Below are 6,339 nucleotides of genomic sequence, written 5' to 3'. Positions count from 1 at the left end.
GCCAGGGTAGTGATCCAGCAGTCAATACTGATTACCAGGCTTGGTTAGCGAACTTTGCCGGAGTACAGTCTTCTGATATTTGTGGAGCGATCACCTTGAGTTATGTTGAAGGACCATGGAACAGCAGCGATTGTGTGGATGAGATTCAGGTAGAGTTTATCTCTACAGATGAGTGTGGATTGACCAACTCAGTTTTCAGAACATTCACGATTACAGATACAACACCACCAACCATTGATGATGAAGGTGCAGATGGTACCGCAGAGTGCCAGGGCAGTGACCCATCTGCAAATTCAGATTACCAGGCATGGTTGGCGAACTTTGCAGACGTGCAGTCTTCAGATATATGTGGAGAGATAACACTTAGTTATGTTGAAGGACCATGGAACAGCAGTGATTGTGTGGATGAGATTCAGGTAGAGTTTATTTCTACAGATGAGTGTGGACTGACTAACTCAGTATTCAGAACTTTCACGATTACAGATACAACGATCCCATCGATTGATGATCCGGGAGCTGATGGAACTGCAGAGTGCCAGGGCAGCGATCCAGCAGTCAATACAGACTACCAGGCTTGGTTAGCTAACTTTGCAGGAGTACAGTCTTCTGATATATGTGGAGCGATCACCTTGAGTTATATAGAAGGACTATGGAACAGCAGTGATTGTGTGGATGAGATTCAGGTAGAATTTATTTCTACAGATGAGTGTGGATTGACCAATTCAGTGTTTAGAATCTTCACCATAACGGATACAACACCACCAACCATTGACAGTGAAGGAGCTGATGGAACTGCAGAGTGCCAAGGTAGCGATCCAGCAGTCAATACAGATTACCAGGCTTGGTTAGCCAACTTTGCAGGCGTTAATTCTTCAGACATATGCGGCGAGATAACCTTGAGTTATGTTGAAGGACCATGGAACAGCAGTGATTGTGTGGATGAGATCCAGGTAGAGTTTATTTCTACAGATGAGTGTGGACTGACCAACTCAGTTTTCAGAATCTTCACCATAATTGATACAACACCACCAACCATTGATGATGAAGGTGCAGATGGTACTGCAGAGTGTCAGGGCAGTGACCCTTCCGCAAATTCAGATTACCAGGCATGGTTAGCGAACTTTGCAGGCGTTCAGTCTTCAGATATATGTGGAGAGATAACGCTAAGTTATGTGGAAGGCATTTGGAGACTTGAAGATTGTGTGGATGAGATCCAGGTAGAGTTCATCGCAACCGATGAGTGTGGATTGACCAATTCTGTGTTCAGAACATTTACAATTATGGACACCACACCACCACAAATAAATGAAGGAGCAGATGGAAGTACTGAGTGTACTGGTGCAGATCCATCCCAAAACGCTGAATATCAGGCGTGGCTTGCTAATTTCGCAGGAGTAACAGCTAGTGATGTATGTGGAAATGTCACATTGAGTGCAACTGAAAATAATTGGACGCAGGAGAATTGCATTTACACAATGGTAATAATTGTAACAGCTACCGATGAGTGTGGTTTAATTGCAACACAGGAACATACCTTTACCATTACAGATACGACCATACCCGAAATCGCATGTCCAGATGATACCACTGTAGATTTAAATACTACTTGTGAATATGATATTGATCCTGATCTAACAGGAAGACCTACATTCTCTGATGTTTGTGACCCTACTCCAATCTTTACTTTTTCGGATGATATTTCAGCTTTAACTGAATGTAATGGAACGGGTTCGATCGTAAGGACGTGGAATGTTAGTGATAACTGTGGAAACTTTATAGAATGTGTACAGACCATTACCATTCAGGATGTAACTGAACCCGAAGTTACTTGCCCTGATAACGTGACGGTGTATTATGATGAGAATTGCAATATTGACACAGACCCCACAACAACAGGACTACCAACGGTGACAGATAACTGTGATTTAGATCCGATTATCACTTATGACGATAATTTAGACGGCTTGGATCAATGTAACAACTCAGGTGTCATTATTAGAACATTTACAGTTGAAGATGCATGCGGGAATACTACTCAATGTGTTCAGGAAATCACCGTTATTGACAATATTGCTCCCGAAATCACATGTCCGGATGAAACAACAGTATATTTTAATGTTGATTGTGTAGTTGACCTGGATCCCGGCATTCACGGAGTTCCAACTTATAGTGATAATTGTGATAATAATGCGACCATAATATTTGTGGATGACGAAACACAGTTGACAGGTTGTAATGGAACGGGTACTATTTTAAGAACATGGACAGTAACAGATGCATGTGGAAATTCTGCTACATGTCTTCAAACATTTATCATTGAGGACAATACCCTTCCTGAGATCATTTGCCCTGAGGAAACTACGGTTTATTTCAATGTTGATTGTGGCTATGACTTATCTCCGGATATTACTGGCAGACCTACTATCAGCGACAACTGCGATGATAATGCAGTCATATTTTTTGAAGATGATATTACAGGATTAACTGAATGTAGCGGTACAGGGACCATTTTAAGAACCTGGACTGCAACTGATGAGTGTGGAAATACCGCAACTTGTTTACAAACTTTCATCATTGAAGACAATACTGAACCGCAGATTATATGTCCAGATGAAACTACTATTGAGTTCAATGTAGATTGTGGAGTAGAAATTGACCCGCAGGTGACAGGTTACCCTGAAGTGATAGATAATTGTGATGAAGCACCTCTCATTTACTTTGTAGATGACAATACTGGATTAGATGGATGTAATGGAACAGGAACAATTATCAGAACTTGGACCGTGACTGATGCCTGTGGCAATACAGCAACTTGTGAGCAAACGTTCATCATTCAGGACAATACAGAACCTGAAATCTCATGTCCACCAATTACCACCATTTACTTCGCTTCTGAATGTGAAATGAATATTGACCCTAGTTTTACTGGTAGTCCAACCATTACTGATAATTGTGATATAAACCCAATTATTACTTTTACAGATGATATTACGCAATTAACAGAGTGTAATGGAACTGGTCAACTTGTGAGGACCTGGACTGTAGAGGATGCATGTGGAAATACCGCACAATGTTCTCAGACGATCATTGTTCAGGATAATACAGAACCAGAGGTTACCTGCCCACCAGATGCAACTGTTTCTTATGACGAAAGTTGTGACTTGAACCTCGATCCTGATCTTCTTGGAAGGCCCACGGTTACAGATAATTGTGATGAGATGCCAACAATGTCATACGAAGACAATTTAGATGGTTTGAATCAATGTAACAATACCGGAATCATAGTAAGAACCTGGACTGTTGTGGATGCCTGCGATAATATAACTCAATGTGTACAGAATATTGAGGTTTTCGATGACACTACTCCTACGATTACCTGTCCTGAAGACATCACTTTAAATTGTCCGTCAAGTACCGATCCTTCAGTTACAGGAACAGCAGATGGTATGGATAACTGTGGAGTATTGGATGTAACATATACAGATGTGTCCAGTCCCAATTGTGGAAATACAGAAATCATTACCAGAACATGGACTGTTACCGACCTTTGCGGACAAACCGCAAGTTGTGAGCAAATCATCACTATTGTAGATGAAACACCTCCAGTCATGTCTAATCCGGACGAGCTCACGGTCTCATGTGATATTTCAGAAGCACCAATTTATACGGATTATTCTGAATTTGTGGGTGCAAATGGCTCAGCAAATGATGAATGTGCCTTAGATGAAAGTAGTTTTATTTGGATAAATGATGTGAGCGACGGAAACAGTTGTCCTGAAACTGTGACTAGAGTTTATCAAATTTCAGACGCTTGTGGGAATACATCCACAAGTGAACAAACCATTATTATTCATGATATGGAGTTACCTACCATAACATGTCCTGAAGACATTACTCTTGAATGTGATGGAAATGGAAATACTGCAGAGATTGAAGCTTGGTTAAATTCTGCAACTGCATCTGATAATTGCGGAGAACCCATCATAACCCACAATTTTACTGGTTTGGACGGAGAATGTGAAGGTTTGGGTTCAGCTACAGTAACATGGACGGCTCTGGATGAGTGTGGTAATTTTGTCACTTGTTCGGCAATGATTACCATCATAGATACCAATAATCCGACAGCTGATGATATTGTCGATGTAACCGTTCAGTATTTTGCGGATATACCCAATATCGATATCGAAGTGGTCATTAATGAATCGGATGGATGTGATCCTAATCCTATCGTGACATTTGTCAATGAAACTGACAATGGTGGTTCGGGATGTGATGGAGACCCATATATATTGATCAGGACTTATAATATCGCGGATTGCTCAGGTAACAACATAAATGTAGATCAGGAAATTACAGTCGAAACTCCGCCGCTTGTATTAGACTTCTTTACAACCTCTATACTTTGTTCTGGTGAAAGTACTGGTTCGATTGCTATTGAAGCAAGCGGAGGTACGGCACCTTACAGCTACGATTGGGATAATGATGTCTATGATGGACAAACACTACTTGAAGATTTACCAGCCGGAGCATATTCTGTGACTGTTACTGATGTTAATGGGTGTATTGCGATTGAAAATATCATGGTAGAACAGGTAGATGAAGCTTTATCTATAGAGCTTGGCCCTGAAAATCCGGTTATTTGTATTGACGGGGATTTGGTAATATATGTTACTGCTCAAGGTGGTACACAGCCATATATTTATACATGGAGTGTTTCGAATTTCGCAGATGATAGTATTAGGGTTTCTAGTGAAGGAACATATTCTGTAACTGTTACTGATGCAAATGGATGTTCAGATCAAGCATCCATTGATCTTAACGTTATAGATGATCCTCAAATTGATAGACCACAAAATATGGTCTCTTGTGATAGTGTGATTTTACCTGAAATAACAGGTACAGACTTGAGTGGTAACCAGGCATACTATACCGAAGAAAATGGTCAAGGAACAAGGTATGAACCGGGTGATGTGATATTCGACAGTCAAAGAATATACATTTACGATGAAACTGGTACAGAACCTAACTGTTTTGACGAAGTATTTTTTAGAGTTACGATTACACCATCACCTCAGGTCTTTAATAATTCAGGCGTGGCTTGTGATAGATTCATTCTTCCGGAGATCAATGGAAATGGGCTGAGTGGAAATGAATCTTATTGGAGTGGTCCAGGTGGTACAGGCAACCAATACTTTCCTGGTGATGCCATAGCGAGTTCAACCATTTTGTATATTTTCGATTCTGCTGGAAATTGTCCCTCAGAGGCAGAAATGGTAATTGACATCGTGGAAACACCTGTCATCGATCCTAATTCTGGTTCTTCTTGTGATCAATTACAATTGCCCGAAATTACTGGAGTTGGAACAAATGGTGCGACATATAACACCCAGCCAGATGGAAGTGGAACTTCATTTAATCCGGGAGAGTTTGTCAATAATAGTCAAACACTTTACATGATTGTAGCAGCAGGAAGCTGTGGAACAATGGAGCCTTTCGAAGTGGTGATCACGCCAACTGCAGAGATTGACAATGGAGCTGGTGCAGACTGTGACGAATTTATTCTTCCGGAAATAACAGGATCTAATTTAAGTGGGAATGAATCTTACTTCACACAGCCTGATGGCGGTGGAAATGAATATAGACCGGGTGACAGGATAAGCAATGATATCATTTTATATATTTTTGGCGATGCCAATGGTTGCCCCTCAGAAGCAACTTTTGAGGTCTCAATCGTAGAGACCCCCCAAATAGATCCAAATTCAGGATCAGCGTGTGACAGTTTAGAATTACCTGCGATCACAGGGCCTGGAACGGGCACTGCGATGTATTGGGAGAATCCTGATGGAACGGGAACCAGTTATACAGCCGGGGACTTCATAGATTTCAGTACAACACTGTACATGGTGGTTGCTGCAGGAGATTGTGGGACGATGGAAGCGTTTGAAGTTTCGATTACGGATTCACCTGTTCTTGATGATTTGACAGGAGCTGCGTGTGATGAGTTTATACTACCGGAGATTACAGGAAGTAACCTGAGTGGCAATGAGGCTTATTATACGGAGGCCAATGGCAGTGGTACAAGATATGTGTCTGGAGACGCGATCAATTTCTCGACCACGTTATTTATCTATGATGCCAATGGTATTTGTGATGATGAGGCGGAGATTGTGATTGATATTGTAGAGACTCCCCAAATAGATCCGAATTCAGGGTCAGCGTGTGACAGTTTAGAATTACCTGCGATCACAGGACCTGGAACGGGCACTGCGATGTATTGGGAGAATCCTGATGGAACGGGAACGAGTTATACAGCCGGGGACTTTATAGATTTCAGCACGA

General features: G+C 41.4%; 1 protein-coding gene. It reads left to right on the top strand.

Going from position 1 to position 6,339, the window contains the following annotated elements; all coding sequences use genetic code 11:
* On the top strand, positions 1–6,339 hold a 6,339-nt coding region (locus L2567_RS20390), incomplete at both ends, for a SprB repeat-containing protein (protein WP_235299711.1).

Source organism: Portibacter marinus (assembly GCF_021533195.1).
GTDB lineage: Bacteria > Bacteroidota > Bacteroidia > Chitinophagales > Saprospiraceae > Portibacter > Portibacter marinus.
This window is presented reverse-complemented; position numbering and strand designations above follow the sequence as displayed.